This is a genomic window from Rhizobium sp. LCM 4573 (genome assembly GCF_001854865.1).
GTDB lineage: Bacteria > Pseudomonadota > Alphaproteobacteria > Rhizobiales > Rhizobiaceae > Neorhizobium.
This window is the reverse complement of the sequence record NZ_MDDW01000024.1, coordinates 1-21,330: the sequence shown is the minus strand read 5'-3', so window position 1 is coordinate 21,330 and position 21,330 is coordinate 1. Positions and strand designations below refer to the sequence as shown.

The 21,330-nt window shown below is 62.9% G+C and carries 22 protein-coding genes and 1 other RNA gene; 7 read left to right on the top strand and 16 right to left on the bottom strand.

All coding sequences use genetic code 11. The annotated features are described in order from the left end of the window. Positions 1-16 precede the first annotated feature (16 nt). The 3 genes from LCM4573_RS18560 to rimP form a co-directional block, all read right to left on the bottom strand. Complete coding sequence (locus LCM4573_RS18560; protein WP_071007971.1) at positions 17-703, bottom strand: RNA-binding protein; 687 nt, start codon at positions 701-703, stop codon at positions 17-19. After that, positions 703-2,325, bottom strand: a complete 1,623-nt coding sequence (gene nusA, locus LCM4573_RS18555; protein ID WP_071007866.1) for a transcription termination factor NusA — start codon at positions 2,323-2,325, stop codon at positions 703-705. The genes LCM4573_RS18560 and nusA overlap by 1 nt, the downstream gene beginning before the upstream one ends. 63 nt (positions 2,326-2,388) lie before the next feature. Continuing rightward, a complete protein-coding gene (rimP, locus tag LCM4573_RS18550; protein WP_071007865.1) occupies positions 2,389-2,976 on the bottom strand; it encodes a ribosome maturation factor RimP in 588 nt (195 codons plus the stop codon). A 255-nt stretch (positions 2,977-3,231) separates the two neighbouring features. Here rimP and LCM4573_RS18545 point away from each other — a divergent pair, with 255 nt between their 5' ends. After that, positions 3,232-4,863, top strand: coding sequence for an MFS transporter (locus LCM4573_RS18545; protein ID WP_071007864.1), 1,632 nt, complete (start codon positions 3,232-3,234; stop codon positions 4,861-4,863). Positions 4,864-4,870: 7 nt separating this feature from the next. After that, positions 4,871-5,329, top strand: coding sequence for a GNAT family N-acetyltransferase (locus LCM4573_RS18540; protein WP_071007863.1), 459 nt, complete (start codon positions 4,871-4,873; stop codon positions 5,327-5,329). Here the strand turns inward: LCM4573_RS18540 and LCM4573_RS18535 are convergent. The 6 genes from LCM4573_RS18535 to ffs form a co-directional block, all read right to left on the bottom strand. Then, entirely contained in the window at positions 5,321-6,586 is a 1,266-nt protein-coding gene (locus LCM4573_RS18535) for a lytic murein transglycosylase (protein WP_083347529.1), read from the bottom strand. The genes LCM4573_RS18540 and LCM4573_RS18535 overlap by 9 nt on opposite strands. 16 nt (positions 6,587-6,602) lie before the next feature. Then, on the bottom strand, positions 6,603-7,208 hold the full coding sequence (recR, locus tag LCM4573_RS18530; protein WP_071007862.1) for a recombination mediator RecR: 606 nt from the start codon (positions 7,206-7,208) through the stop codon (positions 6,603-6,605). An 87-nt stretch (positions 7,209-7,295) separates the two neighbouring features. Further along, a complete protein-coding gene (locus tag LCM4573_RS18525) occupies positions 7,296-7,907 on the bottom strand; it encodes a LysE family translocator (RefSeq protein WP_071007969.1) in 612 nt (203 codons plus the stop codon). Between the two features lie 57 nt (positions 7,908-7,964). Further along, entirely contained in the window at positions 7,965-8,288 is a 324-nt protein-coding gene (locus LCM4573_RS18520) for a YbaB/EbfC family nucleoid-associated protein (RefSeq protein ID WP_071007861.1), read from the bottom strand. Between the two features lie 15 nt (positions 8,289-8,303). Continuing rightward, entirely contained in the window at positions 8,304-10,178 is a 1,875-nt protein-coding gene (locus LCM4573_RS18515; protein WP_071007968.1) for a DNA polymerase III subunit gamma/tau, read from the bottom strand. Between the two features lie 90 nt (positions 10,179-10,268). Further along, an RNA gene (ffs, locus tag LCM4573_RS18510) (signal recognition particle sRNA small type) lies at positions 10,269-10,365 on the bottom strand. Between the two features lie 30 nt (positions 10,366-10,395). Between ffs and LCM4573_RS18505 the strand changes: the two genes are divergently transcribed. After that, positions 10,396-10,857: an HIT family protein gene (locus LCM4573_RS18505; protein ID WP_071007860.1), complete on the top strand. Its 462-nt coding sequence runs from the start codon at positions 10,396-10,398 to the stop codon at positions 10,855-10,857. Between the two features lie 2 nt (positions 10,858-10,859). Continuing rightward, positions 10,860-11,837 carry an NAD(+) diphosphatase gene (nudC, locus tag LCM4573_RS18500; protein WP_071007859.1) on the top strand — a complete coding sequence of 326 codons (978 nt, stop codon included), beginning with the start codon at positions 10,860-10,862 and terminating at the stop codon, positions 11,835-11,837. A gap of 96 nt (positions 11,838-11,933) precedes the next feature. Here the strand turns inward: nudC and LCM4573_RS18495 are convergent, their stop codons facing one another. Then, positions 11,934-12,797, bottom strand: coding sequence for a prephenate dehydratase (locus tag LCM4573_RS18495; protein ID WP_071007858.1), 864 nt, complete (start codon positions 12,795-12,797; stop codon positions 11,934-11,936). Between the two features lie 11 nt (positions 12,798-12,808). Beyond that, positions 12,809-13,564, bottom strand: coding sequence for a 3-deoxy-manno-octulosonate cytidylyltransferase (locus tag LCM4573_RS18490; protein ID WP_071007857.1), 756 nt, complete (start codon positions 13,562-13,564; stop codon positions 12,809-12,811). 151 nt (positions 13,565-13,715) lie between these two features. Between LCM4573_RS18490 and LCM4573_RS18485 the strand changes: the two genes are divergently transcribed. Continuing rightward, positions 13,716-14,306 carry a cytochrome c family protein gene (locus tag LCM4573_RS18485; RefSeq protein ID WP_071007856.1) on the top strand — a complete coding sequence of 197 codons (591 nt, stop codon included), beginning with the start codon at positions 13,716-13,718 and terminating at the stop codon, positions 14,304-14,306. A gap of 66 nt (positions 14,307-14,372) precedes the next feature. Here the strand turns inward: LCM4573_RS18485 and LCM4573_RS18480 are convergent, their stop codons facing one another. Beyond that, on the bottom strand, positions 14,373-15,317 hold the full coding sequence (locus LCM4573_RS18480) for an AEC family transporter (RefSeq protein ID WP_071007855.1): 945 nt from the start codon (positions 15,315-15,317) through the stop codon (positions 14,373-14,375). Between the two features lie 360 nt (positions 15,318-15,677). Between LCM4573_RS18480 and LCM4573_RS18475 the strand changes: the two genes are divergently transcribed. Further along, positions 15,678-16,670, top strand: a complete 993-nt coding sequence (locus LCM4573_RS18475; protein ID WP_071007854.1) for an adenosine kinase — start codon at positions 15,678-15,680, stop codon at positions 16,668-16,670. Here LCM4573_RS18475 and LCM4573_RS18470 read toward each other — a convergent pair. After that, on the bottom strand, positions 16,663-17,217 hold the full coding sequence (locus LCM4573_RS18470; RefSeq protein ID WP_071007853.1) for an SH3 domain-containing protein: 555 nt from the start codon (positions 17,215-17,217) through the stop codon (positions 16,663-16,665). The genes LCM4573_RS18475 and LCM4573_RS18470 overlap by 8 nt on opposite strands. A gap of 201 nt (positions 17,218-17,418) precedes the next feature. On the opposite strand from LCM4573_RS18470, the gene LCM4573_RS18465 reads away from it, so the two are divergent. Further along, positions 17,419-18,423, top strand: a complete 1,005-nt coding sequence (locus LCM4573_RS18465) for a D-glycerate dehydrogenase (RefSeq protein WP_071007967.1) — start codon at positions 17,419-17,421, stop codon at positions 18,421-18,423. Between the two features lie 2 nt (positions 18,424-18,425). Here the strand turns inward: LCM4573_RS18465 and LCM4573_RS18460 are convergent, their stop codons facing one another. From LCM4573_RS18460 to LCM4573_RS18450, 3 genes are all read right to left on the bottom strand, one after another. Further along, entirely contained in the window at positions 18,426-19,196 is a 771-nt protein-coding gene (locus LCM4573_RS18460; protein WP_071007966.1) for a molybdopterin-synthase adenylyltransferase MoeB, read from the bottom strand. A gap of 37 nt (positions 19,197-19,233) precedes the next feature. Next, complete coding sequence (gene recF / locus LCM4573_RS18455; RefSeq protein ID WP_071007852.1) at positions 19,234-20,358, bottom strand: DNA replication/repair protein RecF; 1,125 nt, start codon at positions 20,356-20,358, stop codon at positions 19,234-19,236. A 367-nt stretch (positions 20,359-20,725) separates the two neighbouring features. Beyond that, complete coding sequence (locus LCM4573_RS18450) at positions 20,726-21,112, bottom strand: hypothetical protein (protein ID WP_071007630.1); 387 nt, start codon at positions 21,110-21,112, stop codon at positions 20,726-20,728. Between the last annotated feature and the right edge of the window lie 218 nt (positions 21,113-21,330).

Sequence of the window (21,330 nt, the reverse complement as noted above, 5' to 3'; positions counted from 1 at the left end):
CCTGYCGGTGACCGCGTCATTGTTTTGGCTGGCCAGCGCCGCCCTCTGCCCCGGATTGACCGAACCCTCGGTACTTTTCGAGCATGGTTGCGCGCTTCACTACACCCTCACCCGCCTGCCCTGCAAGCGCGCAAGCATGGATAAAAGCATTCTGGCCCATCAGTTCGTCCATTTCCGCGCTCGTGAAGAGCGAAAAGGACGGTATGGTTTGTCCGGCTTCTTCGCCGAACGACCGGGCCTTGCGGGCCTGGTCTATCTTTCTCACCCCGTCTGCTGCGGCATCCGCCGCGTGAAAGACCGCGACCGCCGCGCCGGAGCGAACGGCGGCATCCACCTTCATTGCGCCCGTGATGAACTGGCCCGCCTTGCGCGCCATGTTCATCATGCCGGCCAGGTCGGCGGCGATCAGCCGATCGACCAGTGCGCCGAGATCGGCATCGGCCTTTGCCTCGGTGCGGAGCGCCCGGGCAAAGAGTTTTTTCTGCGCCGCCCGGTCCACCAGCGCCCGTTCCGCCTTTACCCAGCATCCCCTGCCGGGGAGCTGCCGCTTCAAATCCGGCACCACCCGTCCATCGGGTGCCGCCACGAAGCGGATCAGCGTTTCCGGCGATCCGGTCTCGCGGGTGACGATGCAGGTACGGTCGTTCACGATAGCGTCGCTCCGCCCGTCATCGTCTTCATGCGGTTCGCTCACGAGCGGCATCATTCCTGTTCGGCGGCGTCCGCCTCTTCGGCTTCTTCCACTTCTTCGGTTTCCGCAGCCTCACGAGCGAGATCCTCTTCCGTGATCCAGCCGGCGAGCAGGCGAGCCTGGACGATCATGTTCTCGGCCTCGACGCGCGACACGTCCAGCTTGGAGAACAGGCCCTCGTATTTCTTGGTCTCGCCATCCTTGCGCTCGCTCCAGCCCACGAGGTCGTCGGCGGCGCAGCCGGCGAAATCCTCGACCGTCTTGATGCCGTCCTCGCCGAGCGCCACCAGCATCGGGCCGTTCAGGCCTTGGATCTGGCGCAGCTCGTCGGAAACGCCAAGTTCCTTGCGCTTGGCGTCCATCTCGGCTTCCAGGCGCTCGAGATATTCGCGGGCACGCATCTGGATTTCGTTCGCCGTGTCTTCGTCGAAGCCCTCGATCGAGGAGATTTCGTCGAGTTCGACATAGGCGAGTTCCTCGACCTGCGCGAAACCTTCGGAGGCGAGCACCTGGCCGATCATCTCGTCGACGTCGAGCGCTTCCATGAACAGGTTGGTGCGCTCGTTGAATTCCTTCTGGCGGCGCTCGGACTCTTCCTGCTCCGTCATGATGTCGATATCCCAGCCGGTGAGCTGCGAAGCGAGACGAACGTTCTGGCCGCGGCGGCCGATGGCGAGCGAAAGCTGCTCGTCCGGTACCACGACTTCGATGCGTTCGGCGTCCTCGTCGAGAACCACCTTGGCGACTTCCGCCGGCTGAAGCGCGTTGACGATGAACGAGGCCGGGTCCTGGCTCCACGGAATGATGTCGATCTTCTCGCCCTGCAGCTCGCCGACCACCGCCTGAACGCGCGAACCGCGCATACCGACGCAGGCGCCGACCGGGTCGATCGAGCTGTCGTTCGATATCACGGCGATCTTGGCGCGCGAGCCCGGATCGCGGGCGACGGACTTGATCTGGATGATGCCGTCATAGATTTCCGGCACTTCCATGGTGAAGAGCTTGACCATGAACTGCGGATGGGTGCGCGACAGGAAGATCTGCGGACCGCGCTGCTCGCGGCGCACTTCGTAGACATAGGCACGGACGCGGTCGCCGTAGCGCAACGTTTCGCGCGGGATCATCTCGTCGCGGCGAATGATGCCTTCGCCACGGCCGAGGTCGACGATGACGTTGCCGTATTCGACGCGCTTGACGGTACCGTTGACGATCTCGCCGACACGGTCCTTGAACTCGTCATACTGACGGTCGCGCTCGGCTTCGCGCACCTTCTGCACGATCACCTGCTTGGCCGATTGCGCGGCGATGCGGCCGAAGTCCATCGGCGGCAGCGGATCGGCGATGAAATCACCGATCTTGGCGTCCGGATTGCGGTYGCGAGCAAGCTCGAGCGGAATTTGGGTCGTATAGTCCTCGGCCTGTTCCACCACTTCCAGCAGGCGCTGGAGGCGGATTTCGYCGGTCTTGGAGTTGATGTCGGCGCGGATATTGGTTTCCGAGCCGTAGCGGGAGCGGGCAGCCTTCTGGATGGCGTCGGCCATCGCAGCCAGCACGATCTCGCGGTCGATGACCTTTTCGCGCGCCACTGCATCCGCGATCTGCAGAAGTTCAAGCCGGTTCGCACTCACTGCCATTGTCGTTGGTCTCCGTAGGTCGAATTGTATGGGGCTCTTCTGGAGGCCCGATGTCTCTGTTCGTTATTCTTCGTCTGCTTCGTTCTGGTTCGCGGCTTCGGCCTTCGCGAGCTTTTCGGCCTTCAGCGCGTCGCGGATCAGATCGTCGGTCAGGATAAGCTTGGCGTCTGACAGTGCCGTGAACGGAATCCTGACGCGCGGCTCTTCGCCATAGGCAACCTGATCGCGCTCGATCGTGAAACCTTCCTCGTCCGCATCCGAAATCTTGCCCCGGAACCGCTTGCGGTTGTCGATGAGGATCGACGTCTCGCATTTCACCAGGTGGCCGCTCCAGCGCCCGAAATCAGATTTGCGGACCATCGGCCGGTCGATGCCCGGCGAGGATACCTCGAGATGATACGCTTTATCGATCGGATCTTCCACATCGAGAACCGGCGAAATGGCCATGGAGACCTTTTCGCAATCCTCGACGGTCATGGTACCGTCGTTGCGTTCGGCCATGATCTGAAGCGTCGTGCCGTTCTGGTTCATCAGCCGGACCCGCACGAGGCGATAGTCCATCGCAACAAGTACGGGTTCGATGATTTCGGCGACCCTGAGGTCGAGTCCGGTCTCGACGATGAGCCGCGGCTCGTTTTCGGTTGGCGGCATAAGCTCTCCGGCAATGATTGGCCCCTCGGGATAGACCTGGGGCTATTTCCTCCGACCGCCTAACAAAAAAGAGCGGGTCCGGTCGGGCCCACTCTTCATCGGACGATCAAGAATATAGGCTGCATATAAGCCTTCCGGCCGCTGAATGCAATACTTGCCTGGGAAAGAGGCTGWAGCGAAAGAATCCGCTTGTCAGGCCGGGAACATTCTCTAGTTAGGGAGTGAACAGCAGCCGGACAAGACGAGGGAGGAAACGTGCCGGATCGGGTATCGCCCCTGGCTCCTTTCGGGCATGAGACTTTCCGCAACATCTGGGTTGCGAGTCTGGCTTCGAATTTCGGTGGTCTCATCCAGGCGGTCGGCGCGGCGTGGATGATGACGTCCATCTCCGACTCGAAGAACATGGTTGCGCTGGTGCAGGCTTCCACGGCCCTGCCGATCATGCTGTTCTCGCTGGTCTCGGGCGCACTGGCGGATAGTTTCAATCGCCGCCGGCTGATGATCACCGCACAGTGTTTCATGCTTGCCGTTTCGGCATTGCTGACACTCTTTGCCCATTTCGAACTGCTCACGCCCTGGCTCCTGCTCACCTTCACCTTCCTGATCGGCTGCGGGACAGCGCTCAACAATCCCTCCTGGCAGGCTTCGGTGGGAGACATGGTCCCCCGTGACGTGCTTCCGGCGGCGGTGTCGCTGAACAGCATGGGTTTCAACATCACCCGCAGCCTCGGGCCGGCGCTCGGCGGCGCGATCGTCGCCGCTGCGGGGGCCGCTGCCGCTTTCGCGATCAACACCGTTTCCTATTTCGCGCCGATCACCGCACTTCTGCGCTGGAAGCCGGAGATACCCAATACCACCCTGCCGCGCGAAACGCTCGGCCGCGCCATCTCCGCCGGCTTCGGCTATGTGGCGATGTCGCCCAATATCCTCAACGTGCTGTTTCGCGGCCTGCTGTTCGGTCTCTCGGCCAGCGCCATTCTCGCCTTGATGCCGATCGTTGCGCGTGATCTCGTCTCGGGCGGTCCCTTGACCTATGGCGTCATGCTCGGCGCCTTCGGCGTGGGAGCAATCGGCGGCGCACTGATGAACACCCGTATCCGGGAGGTCCTGTCGAGCGAAGCGATCGTTCGGCTCTCCTTCCTCGGCTTTGCCGCGAGCGCCGCCATTGCGGGGCTCAGTACCAGCACCTGGCTCACCTGTCTTGTACTGCTCGTCCCTGGCGCCTGCTGGGTTCTGGCACTTTCCCTCTTCAACACGACGGTGCAGCTCTCAACACCCCGCTGGGTGGTCGGCCGGGCGCTTTCCTTCTATCAGACGGCCACCTTCGGCGGTATTGYGCTCGGCAGCTGGGTCTGGGGTCTCGTTGCGGAAGCCTCCGGCGTATCGATGGCCCTCGCGATATCGAGCCTTGTCATGCTGGTCGGCGCGGCGGTTGGCTTGCGGTTACCGGTGCCGCAGTTCGGCGCCGTCGATCTCGATCCGCTGAACCGTTTCAACGAGCCGCTCCTGAAGTTCGACCTGCAGCCGCGCAGCGGTCCGATCGTCTCGCTGATCGATTATACGATCGCGGCCGAAGACGTCCCGGAGTTCCTGGCTCTGATGTCCAGCCGCCGGCGGGTCCGCATCCGCGACGGTGCTCGCCAATGGGCTTTGATGCGCGATCTGGAACACCCGGAAATCTGGACCGAGACCTRTCATACCGCCACCTGGGCGGATTATGTACGCCATAATCAGCGTCGCACGAAGGCCGACCAGGAGATATGGGACGGTATCCGTCGTCTGCATCGCGGCGACGACGGCCCTCGCGTCCACCGGATGATCGAGCGCCAGACCATTCCGCCAAAAAGCGACATCATCTACAAGTCGCCACCCGATCTGCATCACTAGGCAATTCATGTTTTCATTCAGAAAAGCCCGCCATGACGATCTTCCCGCCATCATCGGCCTGCTTGCCGATGATGCGCTTGGCCAGTCGCGGGAGGTGGTTTCCGATCCTGTCGATGCCCGCTACGAGCAGGCGTTCGCCGCCATCGAGGCGGATGCCAACCAGCTTCTCGTTGTGGCGGTGGATGGGAACGATGGCGTGGTCGGCTGCCTGCAGCTTTCCTTCATCCCTGGCCTTTCGCGCACCGGCATGTGGCGCGGGCAGATCGAGAGTGTGCGCATCGCTTCAAGYCAGCGCGGAGGCGGGCTGGGTTCAGCATTGATCGAATGGGCGGTGGAAAGGGCGGCCGAGCGGGGCTGCGGACTGGTTCAGCTCACCTCCGACAAGGCGCGGCCGGATGCGATCCGCTTTTATGAGAAGCTCGGCTTCGTCGCGAGCCATGAGGGTTTGAAGCGCAACCTACCGTAATCTGGTTTTCAGCGATGCATCGGGGTAGCAGGTGGGCATGATGCCGTTCTTCGCCTGCCAATCGCCGAGCGATCGGCGCGTCTTGAAACCGGGCAGGCCGTCGACATTGCCGACGTCATAGCCCTTGGCGACCAGCGCCTTCTGCATGGCGAGCACGTCCGAGCGCAGCATCTTGCCGACATCGCCCCAATCGCCCCTGAAAGGTCCCGCACCGTGGGCGATCCGGTCCGCGAGGTTGCCGATGAAGAGCGCATAGAGATCGGAATTATTGTACTGCTTGAGCACGTAGAAATTGGGCGTGACAATGAATTCCGGGCCATGCCGGCCTGCCGGCACCAGCATCATGCCGGGCGCTTTCATTTCCGCGGACGGAAAGGCCTTGCCGGAAATCCGTTCGATCCCCGTTGAAGCCCAGGCGGAGATCGGCTTGGCGAGATCGGGACCTTCCTGCGCGCAGCTCACATTGGCGGGAATGGTCACCTCGAAACCCCAGTCGCGGCCTCGGCTCCAGCCCTCCTTCTGAAGGTAATGGGCGATTGAAGCGAGCGCGTCGGGCACGGAATTCCAGATGTCCGGATGGCCGTCTCCGTCGAAATCCACGGCATATTTCAGGTAGCTGGAGGGCATGAACTGCGGCTGGCCGAGCGCGCCGGCCCAGGAGCCCATCATTTTTGACGGTGCGATATAGCCGCGTTCGACCATGGTGAGAGCCGCGATGAGCTCGGCGCGGAACATCTCCTTGCGGGTCGACATGAAGGCTTTCGTCGCCAGCACCTCGAAGGCGGAATAGGGAAGCTTCGCACGGCCGAAGCCGGATTCACGGCCCCAGATCGCCACGACGATTTCGCCCGGCACACCATAGGCGGCTTCGATGTTGTTCAAGGTCGCCGCATGGGTGGCGGCCAGGCTTCGGCCAGTGGCGGCAAGCCCCTGCAGCCGCTTTTCGGAAAAATAGGCGCCCGGAGAGGAGAATTCCGCCTGGCTTTGGTCCTGCTTCTTCGGCGGCCTGGTTCCCGGCGGTACCAGGTCGGGGAGATCCCAGTTGAGAGAGACACCCTGAAACGCAGCCTTCAGCGTGCGCTCCGAAATCCCCGCCTTCTTCGCCTCCGAGCCAAGATCACCAGCGATCCATCGCTGGAATTGCCGCTCCACATCCGCGCGCGATTGGGCAAGCGAGGGAAGGGGGAGGAGCGTGGTTATGACCAGCAAAGGCAGCGCAATGAACTGCCGAAAGACAGAGCCGGGGAGTTTCCTCATCGATATCCTCGTCAATCTATATCGTCGTGCGCGCCCGAAGCGCTGCCGTCAGCGTTCCCTCGTCGAGATAGTCGAGTTCGCCGCCGACCGGCACGCCATGTGCCAGCCGGGTGATCTTCACGTCGATGCCGGAAAGCTGGTCCGTGATGTAATGTGCCGTCGTCTGTCCCTCGACCGTGGCATTAACCGCGATGATCAGCTCGCGCACGTTCCCTTCGCTCACCCGGTCGATGAGGCCGCGGATGTTGAGATCTTCGGGACCGACGCCGTCGAGCGGCGACAGCGTGCCGCCGAGAACGTGATAGGCGGCGTTCATCGCGCCGGCGCGCYCCAGCGCCCACAGGTCCGAGACGTCTTCCACCACGATGATGACGGACTGGTCGCGGCGGATATCGGTGCAGACCGTGCAGGGATCGACGGTATCCACATTCCCGCAGCGGGAGCAGACCTTCACCTTGTCATAGGCCTCGCCCATTGCCATCGAAAGCGGGCCGAGAAGCTGGTCTTTCTTCTTGATGAGGTGCAGCGCCGCGCGGCGCGCCGAGCGCGGCCCGAGGCCCGGCACCTTCGCCAGAAGCTGGATGAGTTTTTCGATTTCGGGGCCGGTGACTCGCTTTGCCATGCTCGCTGTTTAGCTCATATGCCGGCAAAACGGAATCGCCGAAGGCTTGGCCTCAGCGAAACTTTTGGCCGTTCGGGGAGGGTGCTTTCAGCGTGCGGCGATTGCCGCGGCCGCGCCTGCCATGGTGCCAGCGGAAAGCCGGTTGGCGATCCTGACCGCCCGTGGGCTCCTCAGGAACTGGCGGGCCTTTGCGGCGAGCGATACCCACAGGAGATCGACGGCCGCGAGCACCACGACCATCGTCGCGACGAGTTCGAGCCAGCCGGTCAGCGTCACCCGACCGAGGTCGATGATCGACGGCAGGAGCGCCATATAGAACATCATGATCTTCGGGTTGCCGAGCGTCACGGTCATCCCGGCGAAGAACATCTTCAGCGCCGATCGCATCTCCGGCAGTTCTTCGCCCTCACCGGCGGGTGTGGCAAACCACATCTTCCAGGCGAGATAGAGGAGATAGCCAATCCCGATCCATTTGATTGTCACGAAAGCCATATGGAAGCTTTCGGCGATGGCCGCGAGGCCGGCAACCGCCAGCGAAAGCCACATGGCCTCTCCGATCCACATCGCTGCGATGAAGGGCAGGACGTCGCGATAGCCCTTGGCGAGGACGCGTGCGACGAGAGYCGCGATGCTGGGGCCGGGCGAGCCGGCTGCCACGAACAGTGCGGCGGCAAAGACAAGCAGGGATGCGAGCGTTATCATGYGTCCTCCTCCTCCCGCAGCCATTGCCGCAGGCGGGAAACTGTCAAGCAGGCGTCAGAACGGCAACTTCATGCCGGGCGGGATCGGCAGGCCGGCGGTGAGTTCCTTGGTCTTTTCGGCGGCAATCGATTCGGCACGGCTCTTGGCGTCCTTGTGAGCGGCGACGATCAGGTCTTCGAGGATTTCAACTTCCTCTTCCTTGAAAAGCGAAGGGTCGATCTTCAGCCCCAGCATCTCACCCTTGCCGTTGAGCCGCACGGTCACGAGGCCGCCGCCGGACGAGCCTTCGATGTCGAGCGCGGCGATATCCGCCTGCATCTTCTCCATCTTGGCCTGCATTTCCTTGACCTTGCTCATCATGCCCATGATGTCGCGCATCGTCTTTTCCTTCTCTTATAGTTCGATATCGTCGCCGGGCAGGATGTCGCCTTCGGCGGATTCCGCGGTTGCCGGCGCCGGYGCCTCTTCGTCCTCGTTCTCTTCCTCAGCGCGGATGCGCACATCGGTGATTCGCGCGCCGGGGAACTGGGCAAGGATCGCCGCCACGTCCGGATCGGCGCGCGCATCGGTCTTGCGCTGCTCCTTGGCCTGCTCCTCAGCCTGAGCCAGTGTCGGGGCCCCAGGCTCGTTGGAGAGCGTTACCCACCATGTGATCCCGGTCCATTCCCGAAGCTTAGAGGTCAGGTCGTTGACGATGGATTTCGGCGCGTCGGGCTCGAGGCTGATTTCAAGCCGGCCGGGTTCGAGCCTCACCAGATGGACCGACTGACGGATGCGGGCGCGCAAGACCGGCTCGCGGTTTTTGGCGCAGAGATCGCCGATGTCCTCCAGCGACCGGATGTGGACTTTCGGTTCCGGCTGGGTTTCTGTCGTTGCCTGCACTACCGGACGCTCGAGCGCATCCCTCGCGTTTTCAGGCGTGGGGACGGCGCGCAGCATCGCGGTCGGCCCGCCGCCCGGGCTGCGTGTAGCGGGCATTTCCATCCCGCGGGCTTCCATGGGTGCTTCGCGCGAAACCGGTCGGCTGCCATTGCCGTTCGAGGACGGGGCCGGACGTTGCCCGTCGCCGCCCGAAAAATCGGAAAGCCGCCGCGCAGCCTCTTCCGGCGAGGGAAGGTTGGCCGCATGGGCGAGCCGGATCAGCACCATCTCGGCCGCGCCCGCGGGCCGCGAGGAGTTTTCCGCCTCCGGAATACCCTTCAAGAGCATCTGCCACATGCGGGAAAGCGCACTGACGGCCACGTTTTCGGAGAATTCCCGGCCGCGAAGACGCTCCACCTCGCTGAGCGAAGGATCGTCCGCCGCATCTGGAATATATTTGAAACGGGTGACGAGATGGGTGAAATCGGCAAGGTCGGTCAGCACGACCACCGGGTTTGCGCCCGCTTCGTATTGCGCGCCGAATTCAAAAAGCGCTGCTGTCACGTCGCCGCGCACGATATGCTCGAAGAGATCGACGATACGCGCGCGGTCGGCAAGCCCCAGCATGCCGCGCACCGCCTCCGCCTCGACCCGGCCTCCGCCATGGGCGATCGCCTGATCGAGCAGTGACAGGCCGTCGCGTGCCGAACCTTCGGCGGCGCGCGCTATCATGGCGAGCGCTTCCGGCTCGGCGGCGATGTCTTCCTTCTCCGCGATGGTCGAGAAGAGGCCGACGAGATCTGCGGCGCTGATGCGGCGCAGGTCGAACCGCTGGCAGCGGGAGAGCACCGTGATCGGAACCTTGCGGATTTCGGTCGTCGCGAAGATGAACTTCACATGCTCGGGCGGCTCCTCGAGCGTCTTCAGCAGGCCGTTGAATGCCTGTGTCGAGAGCATGTGCACTTCGTCGATGATATAGACCTTGTAACGTGCCGAAACGGGCCGGTAGCGCACCTGCTCGATGATCTCGCGGATATCGTCGATGCCGGTATGGGAGGCGGCATCCATCTCGATCACGTCGACATGCCGGCCTTCCATGATCGCTTGGCAATGTTCGCCGGGAATGCGCAGGTCGATCGTCGGCTTGTCGATTTCGGGCGTCTTGTAGTTGAGCGCGCGGGCAAGGATGCGGGCGGTCGTCGTCTTGCCCACTCCTCGCACGCCGGTCAGCATGTAGGCCTGCGCGATGCGGCCCGTCTCGAAAGCATTGGTGAGCGTGCGGACCATCGGCTCCTGGCCGACCATCAGGTCCGAGAAATCCTTGGGGCGGTATTTGCGRGCGAGCACCCGATAGCCGCTGCCGGCCGGGGAAGAAGGGGTAGGGAATGTCGGCCCGGTATCGCTCATAAGGTCCTGACTATAGGCCTTGAGGCCTGTACGGGCCATTCCGGCTGCCAGGCGATCTTGACCGGACCGGATCTTGACCAAGATGAGAAGGTGGGAGGCTGGCACGGCGACCCGTGCCTGGCTCGTTAGGGCTGCTTCCTTCCGGACCTGACCCGGTTGGCGAGTGGCTCGTCCACCACCAACCTCCCGCCGCACATATCGGCAATAATGCTGGCAAATGCAAGCCAACCCTGTAAAAAACTGCTATTCAATAAGAAAACGACAGGAGGAAAGCTTGGGCGAATTTGAACTGGATGCGCGGCTCGCCCGGGATTCCGAGCTCATAACCAAGCTGGGCCTGTGCCAGCTTCGGCTGTTGAATGACAGCCGCTGGCCCTGGGTGGTGCTGGTGCCGCAGCGCGCCGGCATCAGCGAGATCTTCGAACTGACGCCGCTCGACCAGGCCCTCCTCACCTTCGAGACCAATACGGTCGCGACGGCGCTCAAGAAGGCCACTGGCGCGAAGAAGATCAATATCGGCGCGCTCGGCAATGTCGTCAGCCAATTGCACGTGCATGTCATCGCGCGTTTCGAGGGCGATCCGAACTGGCCCGGCCCGATCTGGGGCTTTGGTCAGGCGGTCTCCTATGCCTCTTCGCAAAAAGAAGATTTCATCAAAGCCCTGGTTGAAAACCTCTGATCATGACAGCGAGCATTTTCGATACCAACGCCCCGCATCCCGAACCGAGCAGCCTGACCGCCTTTTCCGGTAACAGGCTGGACCGCCAGGCCGAGTACCGGCAGGATGACTGCGTGGAAAGGGCCCTTGCAGTCGAGGGCGCCCGTATTCTCGCCTTCACCGGCAGCCGGCTCATCCTCAAGCATGACGGACAGATCCTCGATCCGCTCTTCTCTCCTTACGAACTGCCGGACCTGAAGCCGGATTTCGAAAATGCCGTTCTGCTCGGCTACAGGGAAACCGGCGAGCCGCGCATCGCGGTGCCGGTCACGGTCCCGCCCGAGGAACTGGCAAGCCATTTCAAGCCGACCGAGGCCCGCGCTCTCTTCCGCGACAGCCTCATTGAGGGCGAGCTCCAGGGCGAGGTAGCCCAGGCTGTGTCGCTGCTCAACTGGAATGCRGCCAACCTCTTCTGCGGAAAGTGCGGGTCACGGACCGAAATGGGGATGGGTGGCTACAAGCGCACCTGCACCAAATGCCAGCACCTGATGTTCCCGCGCACTGATCCGGTCGTCATCATGCTGACCGTTGACATCGAGCGCGACCGCTGCCTGCTCGGGCGCAGCCATCATTTCCAGGAAGGTATGTATTCCTGCCTGGCCGGCTTCGTGGAGCCGGGAGAAACGATCGAGAATGCGGTACGCCGCGAGACCTTCGAGGAAGCCGGCATCGAAACCGGCCGCGTGCGCTATCACGCCTCCCAGCCCTGGCCGATGCCGCATTCGCTGATGATCGGCTGCTATGCGGAAGCGAAATCCACCGAGATCAGGATCGACCCGCAGGAAATGCAGGACGTACGCTGGTTCGAGCGGGCCGAAGCCGCCGCCATGCTGGATGCCGGACCGGACAGCCCCTATTTCGCGCCCGCCAAGGGGGCGATCGCCTATCGGCTGCTGCGCGATTGGATCGAGTGGGATGAGGAGCGGCCAAGCGTCGCTTGAGCTATCGATCCAGTGAATCATCGATTGCAGCGACGAACGCCCCCGAGCCTCGCGAAGAGCGGAGCAGCCAGCGTAGGCTGAGCAAGCCCGAGGAGCTTACTCCCTGTTCAGGGCCCCTCGCATCGGATGGCCTTTGTAGACGCCGAGAATGCGCACCTTTTCGGAGAAGAAGCGCAGTTCTTCCAGCGCACGGCGTACCGGCGCATCCTCCGGATGGCCTTCGATATCCGCATAGAACTGGGTCGCCACGAACTTGCCGCCGAGCTGGTAGCTCTCGAGCTTGGTCATGTTGATGCCGTTTGTGGCGAAGCCGCCGAGTGCCTTGTAGAGCGCCGCCGGTATGTTGCGCACGTTGAAAACGAAGGTGGTGACGATGATCTCGTCGGCCTCTTCGTGGCCGGCCCAGCTCTCGTCGCGTGACAGGATGACGAAACGGGTGACGTTGTCCTCCCGGTCCTCGACGTTTTCGGCCAGGATTTCGAGACCATAGAGATCGGCGGCAAGGCGCGGGGCAAGTGCGGCCATCGACCGGTCTCCGGATTCCGCCACCAGCTTCGCCGACCCGGCAGTGTCGCCCGCGACGACTGCTTTCCAGCCGTTCGAGCGGATGACCTTCCGGCATTGTCCGAGCGCATGGATATGGCTGTGGACGGTGCGGATTTCCTCCCGCATCACGCCCGGCAGGGTCATGAGCTGGAAGTGGATCGGCATGAAATATTCACCGATGATATGCAGACGCGATTCCGGCAGCAGGTGGTGGATATCCGCCACGCGTCCGGCAATGGTGTTTTCGATCGGGATCATCGCGAGATCGGCGTCGCCGTTTTCGAGCGCCTGGAAGGCATCCTCGAAGGTCGGGCAGGGCAGGGGCTCCATCGACGGGAACATGTCGCGGCAGGCCATGTCGGAGTTCGCGCCGAATTCGCCCTGAAAGGCGATCCGATTTGTGGTCTGGCTCATGGGAAAATCCGTCAGGAGATGCGGCCGGCGAGGATCGCTCGGGCTTTTTCGAGGTCGGCGGGAGTATCGACCCCGAGCGGGACCGAGTCAACGATTTCGGCATCGATCCGCATTCCCGCCTCGAGCGCGCGGAGCTGCTCGAGCGATTCGCGCTTTTCAAGCGTCGAGCGCTCGAGCGACACGTATCTTTCCAGTGCCGCGCGGCGGAATGTATAGAGGCCGATATGGTGATAGAGCGGGCCCGGTCCGTAAGGGGCTGTCGCGCGGGTGAAATAGAGTGCCCGCAGGCGGGTGTCCGAAATCGGCGAACCGACGATCTTCACGATGTTGGGATTGGTCTTTTCGTGTTCGTCGGTGATCTCGGTCGTCAGCGTCGCTATATCGGTCGTCGGGTTCTCCAGGGGCCGAAGCGAAGCCCGCACCACTTCGGGCTCGACGGTCGGCAGATCCCCCTGCACGTTGATGACTATGTCGACTTTCCCTTCCGGATCGGCTTTCTGCAGCGCCTCGAAGATTCGGTCGGAGCCCACCTGATGGTCCGCGCGGGTCATCGTTGCTTCGAAGCCGGCATTGGTGACCGCGTCGAACACGTCCTGATGATCGACCGCGACGATGATTCGCCCCACCTGTGCTTCCTGGGCGCGGCGCGCCACTTGGACGATCATCGGCAGCCCGTTGATGTCCGCCAGCGGCTTGCCCGGCAGGCGGATGGAAGCCATTCGTGCGGGGATCAGCACGAGCGTCCGTTCGAAAGCGGAATTCTTCATCGGATGGCCCTTCAAATCCCCGTGCAATAGTGTCAAAAGGTCTCACGCGGGGATTACAATTCGTGTTGCAACGGCAATGCAAAAGACATAGGTTCCGCGCAATTTCAAGATGGCCCGCCCTGTGCCGGCGGTTGGGAAGGAGCATTTGCTGATGAGCCCCTATGTGAACATGGCGACTGGCGCCCTGCTTGCCTCGGTTTTCGTCATGATGTCGGTGTCCATTGCGTCGGAAGGCCTTTTCCATTCCGAAGCTCCGGAGAAGGAAGGTTTTGCCATCGTCGCCGCTGAGCCCACGGAAGGCCAGGGTGGTGGTGCCGAAGCGCCCGCTGCGGTGCCGATCGCTCAGCTTCTGACCTCCGCGGATGCCGCTGCCGGCGCAACCGTCTTCAAGAAGTGTCAGAGCTGTCACTCCATCGAGAAGGGCGGACCGAACAAGGTCGGCCCGGATCTCTGGGGTGTCGTCAACCGCCCGATCGCTTCGCATGAAGGCTTCAGCTACTCGGCTGCCATGAAGGATTTCTCTCAGGGCGGCAGCGTGGTCTGGGATTTCGAGCACCTGAACCACTTCCTCGCTGCACCGAAGGCCTACATCAAGGGCACCGCAATGGGCTTTGCTGGCCTGAAGAAGGACGACGAGCGCGCCAACCTGATCGCCTATATCCGCGAGCAGGCCGATTCTCCCGCGCCGCTGCCGGACCCGAACGCCGCGCCCGCCGAGGCGGCACCCCCGGCCACGAACTGATCCTTCGAAAATCCTATCGGAAAGCCCGGCCTCGCGCCGGGTTTTTTCGTTGTGCTGGCTTCCGGGTCAGCCGAGCAGCCAGGCCCAGAAGCTGACCGAAACGACGCCGAGCGCCGTCGTGATGCTGATCGTCGAGGCAGCGAGGCTTTGGCCGGCGTGGAAGCGTTGGGCGATCAGCCAGGCATTGATGCCGGTCGGTACCGAAGAGGTCAGCACAAGCGCCGAAGTCCATGCCGGCGAAAGGCCGAGCATCCGGCTCATCGCGAAGACGACGGCCGGCATCAGCAGGAGTTTGAGCGCGGATGTAGCGCCGGTGAGGTCGAGATGGCCGCGAACCGGATATTTGGTAAGCGCCATGCCGATGGAAATCAGCGCGGCCGGGGCGGCTGCACCCGCGAGCTGGTCGACCACCGTCTTCAAGGGAGCGCTGAAGGTCAGGCCGGAGAGATTGAAGGCCAGTCCCACGGCCAGCGCGATCACCAGCGGGTTGCGAACGAGATTGGTCGCCACTTGTTTCAGCACCGTGGACAGGCTGCGTCTGCCCCCGCCATCCACCTTGGCGACGGCGTGCTCCATCAGGATCGTTCCGGCGATCATCATCAGCGGCAGGTGAATGGCGAGCAGGATAGAGATCGCCACCAGCCCATCCTCTCCGACGCTGCGTCCCACGAGCGGCAGACCGATGAAAACGTTGTTGGCGAAGGCGCTCGAAAGGCCGGCGACGACACCGATTTTGGCATCCCGTCCGAAGAGCCGCGTCGCAAGGAGATGCGAAACGGCCCAGGTGACGGCGAYGCCGGAAAAATAGGCGGTCCAGAGCCGGAAGGGAGACGTGCCTTCGAAATGCGCCTCCGCCAAAGTGCGGAAGATCAGCATCGGCACCGCGATCTTGAACACGAATTCGCCCAGCGCGTCACCGGTTTCCTCCTTCAGGATTCCGGCCCTTGCCACGAGCCAGCCGATCAGGATGAGGAGGAAGACGGGAGCGACATTGACGAGAACGGAGGACACGGGGGAGGCTTTCGGGAGAGTTGACCCTTATGCGTCTAACGCATGTCGCCAACCGCGACAAATGCGTTTGGCGCAGAAGTGCCGTTCTTCTTCCGATTCTTGTGTTCGCGAGGCGGTTAAGCGGTCAAACAAAAAGCGGGGCACTTCTCCCCGCTTTCCGTACCGGCTTTGCCGGCCGCCGATCGCCGCCGCCATTACATCCATGGTCGGCCGCCGATCAGGCTTGAATTCTTCTAGCAATGCGTGATGACAGGGGTATGACATCCGGGACTTCTGCGGTATCCGGTTCTTTCCTCTTCCATTCTCCGAGAAAGCCGAATACCCGTTCTCCACCACCAGCCATCAAGGGACCGACACCGTATGCCAGAATTCGACGTGCTCGCCATCGGCAATGCCATCGTGGATATTCTTGCCCGTTGCGACGATCAGTTTCTCGACGACAACGGCATCATCAAGGGAGCGATGAACCTGATCGATGCGGAGCGTGCGGAACTTCTCTATTCGCGGATGGGGCCGGCTGTCGAAGCTTCTGGCGGCAGCGCGGGCAATACGGCGGCAGGCGTCGCGGGGTTTGGCGGCAAGGCAGCCTATTTCGGCAAGGTCGCGAAGGACCAGCTCGGGGAGATCTTCCAGCACGATATCCGCGCTCAGGGTGTTTACTACGAGACGAGGCCTGAGGGGACTCATCCCCCGACCGCCCGCTCTATGATCTTCGTGACGCCTGATGGCGAGCGCTCGATGAACACCTAWCTCGGYGCCTGCGTCGATCTCGGCCCGGAGGATGTCGAGCCTGCGGTGGTGGCCGCATCCCGCGTCACCTATTTCGAGGGCTATCTCTGGGACCCGCCGCGCGCCAAGGAGGCGATCCTGGAAAGCGCCCGCATCGCGCACGAGAACGGCCGCGAAGTCTCCATGACGCTTTCCGATCCCTTCTGCGTCGATCGTTACCGCGCGGAATTCCTTCATCTCATGCGTTCCGGCACGGTGGATATTGTTTTCGCCAACAAGCAGGAAGCTCTATCGCTCTACGAAACCGACGATTTCGATCTGGCGCTTGATAAAATTTCTCAGGATTGCAAGCTCGCGGCGGTGACGCTGAGCGAAGAGGGCGCGATCATCGTCCGCAAAGACGAACGGGTGAAGGTCGACGCCTATGCGGTCAAGGAGCTCGTCGACACCACGGGAGCGGGAGATCTGTTCGCGGCGGGATTCCTTTTCGGCTATACGCAAGGGCGCTCTCTCGAGGACTGCGGAAAGCTTGGCTGCCTGGCGGCGCACATCTGCATTCAGCAGATCGGCCCGCGCCCGATGGAATCCCTGAAGGAGGCTGCCGAGCGGAAAGGTCTTATTTGAAGGCCTCGCCCGGATAGGCGCCCCAGACCTCTCCCTGGTTGACCCAGCCTTCGGTGCCGTTGGCCTCGCCGCGGCACCAGTCGCCATTGCATTCGCTGATGCGCAGCACGACGCCCGGCTGCAGCTTGGCCACGATCGGGCCCGAATTCTGCGGATCGCGGCGCATGTTGACGTAAATGTCCTTTCCCTTGCCGCGCATCCACGGCGCGGCGACGGCGGTGCGTTCGCCGGAAAGCAGCGCCTGGTTGACCCACCCCTCCGTGCCGTCCGCATCGCGCACCCGCCGCCAGTTCTCGTATTCCTGGATGACCTCCATGGGCGTGCCGGATTTCATGTACATCCAGGCAACCGCATAATCGGTGCTCGGGCCGATGCGGATGTTGACCTTCCTGGATTTCAGGCTGACGAATCGCGGCAGCGGAAGGCCGCTTGCGCCCTTGGCCGCGCCTTGGGCGTAAGCCGGTGCTGTGGCGACGAGCGTCGCCGGCAGAAGCGCCGCGAGGCCGAGGGAGAGGGCGATGCACGACGAAAGAATGGCGCGACGCATGGGTTCCGATCCGTATTGGGCGGCCTTTTTGTGAACAGGGCCGCGCTCGATTCCTGCCGGGGCGGAATCATGACGGCCATCCCCCTTGCGAGGTTTTGTTTGTCTTCGCCGACGGGTCTGGTAGAAACGCCCCTGAATGCACCGAATATCGCGCGACTTGGTTAAGGACCTCCTAAAAAGATGTCTCATGGTAGCGAGCCCGTGACAGCGAAGAAGAAGCCCAAGGTCTATATCACCCGCAAGCTGCCGGACRCGGTGGAAACCCGCATGCGGGRGCTTTTCGACGCCGAGCTCAATATCGACGACCGGCCGCGCACGCGCGACGAACTGGCCGCGGCGATGGGGACTGCCGACGTCCTGGTGCCGACCGTGACGGATCGCATTGACGAGGGGCTGATCGAGACGGCCGGCCCGCAGCTCAAGCTGATCGCGAGCTTCTCCAACGGTATCGACCATATCGACGTGGATGCCGCCGCCAGGAAGGGCATCACGGTTACCAACACGCCGAACGTGCTGACCGAAGACACGGCCGACATGACCATGGCACTCATCCTCGCGGTCTCGCGCCGCCTCACCGAAGGTGCCCGCATATTGACGGATCATCCGGGCGAATGGGCCGGATGGAGCCCCACCTGGATGCTGGGACGCCGCATCTGGGGCAAACGTATCGGCATCGTCGGCATGGGTCGGATAGGCACCGCCGTCGCCCGCCGCRCCAAGGCCTTCGGCCTTTCGATCCACTATCACAACCGCAAGCGCGTCAATCCGGCGACGGAGGAGGAGCTGGAGGCGACCTATTGGGACAGCCTCGACCAGATGCTCGCCCGTGTCGACGTCGTCTCGGTGAACTGCCCGTCGACGCCCGCAACCTTCCATCTGCTTTCGGCGCGCCGTCTGGCGCTGATGCAGCCGACCTCGATCATCGTCAATACCGCGCGCGGCGACATCATCGACGAAGCGGCGATGATCCAGCTCTTGCGTGACGGCAAGATTGCCGGCGCCGGGCTCGACGTCTACCAGAACGARCCGGCCGTGAACCCGAAGCTGGTGAAGCTCGCCAATGAAGGACGGGTCGTTCTCCTGCCGCACATGGGTTCGGCGACGATCGAAGGCCGCATCGACATGGGCGACAAGGTCATCATCAACATCCGCACCTTCTTCGACGGCCATCGTCCGCCGAACCGGGTTCTGCCCGGCCGCAACTGAAGTCATTCGGCTGCTGCCGGTCCAGCGCGGCGCTTGTACCGGATAGTGTCGAAGCGGGCGGAGAGCCCATCATAAAGCATCAGCCGGCCGATCAGGGGCTCGCCGATGCCGGTGATGAGCTTCAGCGCCTCCATCGCCATCAGTGTGCCGATGACGCCGGTGAGCGCGCCGAGAATGCCGGCTTCGGCGCAGGAGGGGATGAGGCCCTCCGGCGGCCGCTCGGGAAAGAGATCGCGGTAGGAAGGATGGGGATTCCCCCCCGGACCGGCCTCATAGGGCTTCAGCACCGTAACCGATCCGTCGAAACGCCCGACGGCGCCGGTGACCAGCGGGACCTTTGCGATCTCCGCCGCGTCCGCCGCTGCATAGCGCGTGTCGAAATTGTCCGAGCCGTCGACCACGAGATCGAAAAGCGAAAGATGCCGCTCCGCCCATTCGAGAGAGAAGCGCTCTTCGAAGTTCAAGGTCCGGACGAGCGGATTGAGCTTGGCGATCGACTGCCGCGCGCTTTCGGTCTTCATCTCGCCGATCGTGCCCGAATCATGGATCACCTGCCGCTGCAGGTTGGAGAGGGAAACCCGGTCGTCGTCGATGATGCCGAGGGTGCCGACGCCGGCCGCGGCGAGATAATAGAGCACTGGAGCGCCGAGCCCGCCGGCGCCGATCACCAGCACGCGGGCGTTCTTGAGCTTCTGCTGTCCGGTTCCGCCGACTTCGGGAAGGAGGATGTGGCGGCGGTAGCGCTCGATCTCTTCGGGGGTCAAGTGTTCCATGTCTGCCATCATATCATCGCCAGGCGGGGCGCGTAACTCAGGAAGTGACGGAGCCGTGCGAGACGGTGAAGAACTGCGCACGATCCGCAAGTGCGGAGAACATGGCCTTGTCAGTGCCGGTCATGAAGGACTGCCCCCCGAGGTCATGAACCAGATCGAAAAGTGCCGCCCGCCGCCCTTCGTCGAGATGCGCGGCGATCTCGTCGAGCAGCAGGACCGGTGCAAAGCCGGTCATGTTCGCGGTGAGCCGGGCATGGGCAAGAACGAGACCGATCAGCAGGGCCTTCTGCTCGCCCGTCGAGCAGCGCTCGGCCTCCATGTCCTTTTCTCGGTGGCGCACCAGGAGGTCCGACCGGTGCGGTCCTTCGAGCGTGCGGCCCGCGGCGGCATCCCGGCCGCGGCTGTCGCGCAACATGGAAAGGTAGTCGTCCTCGAGTTCGGCGGCGGGCTTGTCGCCGGCCCCATCCATGAAGCCCTGAAGGGAAAGGACCGGGGAGGGGAAAGCTGTCTCGCCGGAGGCTGCGGAGAGGGTCCTGAGCAGCCCCAGCATCTCGTTGCGGGCAGCGGCCATCGCGATGCCGAGCCCCGCCATTTGCGCCTCGATGGCCGAAAGCCAGGCAGGATCGAACCGGCCTTCCGAAAGCAGCCGGTTGCGGCTGCGCATGGTGCGCTCGAAATCGGCGGCGCGCCGCCCATGAGCGGGATCGAGCGAGAGCACCAGCCTGTCGAGAAAACGCCGGCGGTCGGAAGAGGGGCCGGTGAACAAGCCATCCATGGCCGGCGTCAGCCAGAGCACGCTCAGATGGTCGGAAAGCTCCTCGGTGGATTTCGCCGGGGTGCCGTTTACACGGAGCTTGCGGGTGACGGCCTCGCCTTCGCCGGCTTCGATGCCGGTGCCGATCGATACCTCGCCTTCCATGCCGTCGACATCGGCGAAGATCGAAAAGCCGCCGGCAACGCCGACACGCGTGACATCGGCAAGAACGGCGCGGCGCAAGCCCCGGCCGGGCGACAGAAAGGAAACGGCTTCCAGCAGGTTGGTCTTTCCGGCGCCGTTCTCGCCGGTCAGCACCACATGCCGTCCGTCGAGCGCAAGCGCGGCTTCCGCGTAGTTACGGAAGTCGGTGAGCTTGAGCCGGGAAAGGGAAACCTTCTGCGCCATGGGAATCGCGTTCGTCGTGGCTTAAAGCGCGTCGCGATCTTCAGATTCGCTTCTCGCTTTAAGCTCTTGTTTCTATGCATGTCGTTATCGCAAAACCGCTGCACACTTTTGCGCGACATGCATTAGGAGCTAAGGGTTACTGAGCGGGAAGGCAAGGCTGGCTGCGCCATTTCGCATGGAGTGTGAGGCGGCGCGGCATGGTCTAACCCTCCCCTTGTGGGGAGGGTGGCCGGCAGGCGGGAGGGGTCTTTGAGCCCAGCAAAAAGATCCCCTCCCCAACCCCTCCCCACAAGGGGGGGGCTCCACGCGCCGCTTCACACTCCATGCAGAATGGCGTAACCGCGCTCCCATCCCCCACGGCCTATCATCACTCCACATCCATCCCCCGCCTGCCATCGTATTTGGGCTCGTCCTCCTCCTCGCCACCGAGTTGCCCGATGCACGCCAGAACCTCCGGCTGGCGTGCGCCGCCAGGGCCGACACAGGGCGGAAAGCTATCGTGATAACCCGGCTCGGCGCGATATTGCGCCTCAGTGAGAAAGCCCTTGCAGGCTTTGGCCCGACGGCAGGATGACAGATCGCAGGTCTTCCAGAAGCCGAGATAGGTGGTGAAGTATTGAGTGTACTTCTGGAGTTCACGGGATTTCTGACGTTCGGATAGCGCGCTGAATTCGCCCACAGTCATCCAGGGCAGAAAGGGCTGCCTGTTTTCTTCCTCTATGATGCGGCGGCATTCCTCTTCGCTTCTCGGCATCGTTCCTTCTCCCTGATCTTCTTTGCGGCACGGTTCGATGACGCGCGGTTTCGTTCACGCGGCCGGTTCCGGCTCCCGTGTTCGTCCTGATTTCCTTCCCGGCGAACCGGCCTGCCTTTTTCGTCGGAGAGCCCACACGAATGCGGAACCTCGCTATTGTTTAGTTGAGTGGCTCCGCATTCGCGTGGCCTTCGGCGTTCTCTCGGGGCTTCCGGCCC